At 59.6% G+C, this 1,923-nt stretch carries 1 protein-coding gene; it reads right to left on the bottom strand.

From position 1 onward, the window contains the following. Nucleotides 1-71: 71 nt before the first annotated feature. A complete protein-coding gene (gene ltrA / locus IE038_RS23770) occupies nt 72-1,493 on the bottom strand; it encodes a group II intron reverse transcriptase/maturase (RefSeq protein ID WP_102053909.1) in 1,422 nt (473 codons plus the stop codon). Nucleotides 1,494-1,923: the final 430 nt, after the last annotated feature.

Here is a 1,923-nt window from a genome sequence, read left to right as displayed (position 1 = left end):
ATCGAGTAGGAGGCGAGTTCACACCCGCCGTCCTCTCACACCACCGTGCGTACGGTTCCGTACACGGCGGTTCAGGTTATACGGCTAAGCCGGTTGATCGTATCCAGTATCGAGACAAGCCCAAGGCGATCCCATAGTTTCTTCGGTAGCGCCTGATTCATATGTGGCGCACCCGAGTTCCACCATGGGCCCCTGCCATTGGAGGTCGATTTACAGGCACGCTCTGCACCCAGCCCCAGCCGTATCAGGTTGCGGGCTCTCGTCGAGGGCTGCTTCCATTGTCGCCAGATAACACAGCGCAGTTTGTGCCTGACCCACCCGTCCAACTCCTCAAGCGGGCGCTTGCTCTGGCTGAGTTTGAAGTAGCTCGCCCACCCTCGTAACACGGGGTTCAGCCGCTCGATAATGCGGGCCATCTTGCGACCTCGCACACCGCGCAGTAGCTCTCTGAGCCGGCCGCGCAAGCGGTCAAGACTCATCGCCGCCACTCTCAGTCTGGGCTGCCGATGCCGACTCATCCCATAACCCAAATAGCTGCAACTCCAGGCCCTCGCTACCTGGCTTTTGTTCCGATTCACCGTCAATTTCAGACGTTGCTTCAGGAAGCGCTCGACACTGGCCAGTACACGTTCGCCAGACCGATGACTACGCACATAAATGTTCGCATCATCGGCATAGCGCACGAAGCGATGACCCCGCCGCTCCAGCTCACGATCAAGTTCGTCGAGCAGGATGTTCGACAGCAACGGCGAGAGCGGGCCGCCTTGCGGCGTCCCTTCCTGCCGGGGGCTGACGACACCGCCCGACATGACCCCTGCTTCAAGGTAACGGCGGATGAGCCTGAGCACGCATTTGTCTTCGACCCGACGCTCGATACAAGCCATAAGGATGTCGTGGTTGACCCGATCAAAGAACTTCTCCAGATCAAGTTCCACACACCAGCGGTGGCCCGCCTCCACATGGGAACGGGCCGTTTCAACGGCTTGATGAGTGCTTCTGCCCGGACGAAAGCCGTAGCTGTAGTCCGAAAACAACGGATCGAAGATTGGCGTGAGTTGTTGCTGCAATGCTTGCTGGATCAGGCGATCCACGACGCTGGGGATACCCAGTTGTCGTGTTCCGCCTTGCGGTTTGGGGATTTCAACCGCTCGCACTGCCTGGGGATGGTACTCACCGGCCAGCAACCTGGCCTTGAGGATTGGCCAATACTGTTTCACGTAGCCAGCCAGGTCAGCGACCGTCATGCCATCGGCACCCGGCGCTCCCTTGTTGCTGACCACACGCTGATACGCACGCCTGAGGTTCGCCGGTGCAAGCACCCGCTCCATCAGCGTGTCCGGCTCCGCGTTCGTCCCCGTCACTGACGCCCTTGGTACCTCTGCACTGCCAGCCCTCATCCTCGGCTTCTGGCCGGGACCTCGACTGACAGATTCCTGTGTGGGAATTTTCTGCATTACGGCTACCAACGAGACAGTGACGCCTACTGGCGGCATAACCTGTTCGGCCCTTGGTGGCGCGGTTAACCGCCACTTACTACGGCTTCGGCTGACTTCTGCACGCTCATCCCGTCGCCTCTCGACGCTCGGTAGCACAATGGCAAACGCGCAGATCTCCCAGGGTAATTCGCGCGACCTTCCTGCTTATGCCTGTCGGATTTACGTCGCAGCGTTCCGTGCAAGTATCGGGCTTTGAAGATTGTTGCCTTCTCACCCCGCTGCGCCGCCTCTATCCGCTTCCTGTACGTCAGGCCAGCATTTTGCCTCGGGCTTCCTTCAGATTCGCAGTCACCCGCGACACCCTTGCCTCTGGCTAACACTTCCCCTTGCCGGGTATGTAGAGGACTTTCACCTCCAAGTCACCCATTCAGCCACCACAGCCAAACGGGTTGCGCTAACGCGCAACGCGCCATGCCTGGCGCACAAC

The organism is Pseudomonas laurentiana (assembly GCF_014648275.1).
GTDB classification, from domain to species: domain Bacteria; phylum Pseudomonadota; class Gammaproteobacteria; order Pseudomonadales; family Pseudomonadaceae; genus Aquipseudomonas; species Aquipseudomonas laurentiana.
The sequence above is the reverse complement of the archived record's forward strand: the minus strand, read 5'-3'. Positions and strand labels throughout refer to the sequence as shown.

Excerpts from the sequence above, each read along its gene's own strand:
- ltrA (WP_102053909.1), bottom strand. The coding sequence starts at position 1,493 with ATGCCGCCAGTAGGCGTCACTGTCTCGTTGGTAGCCGTAATGCAGAAA.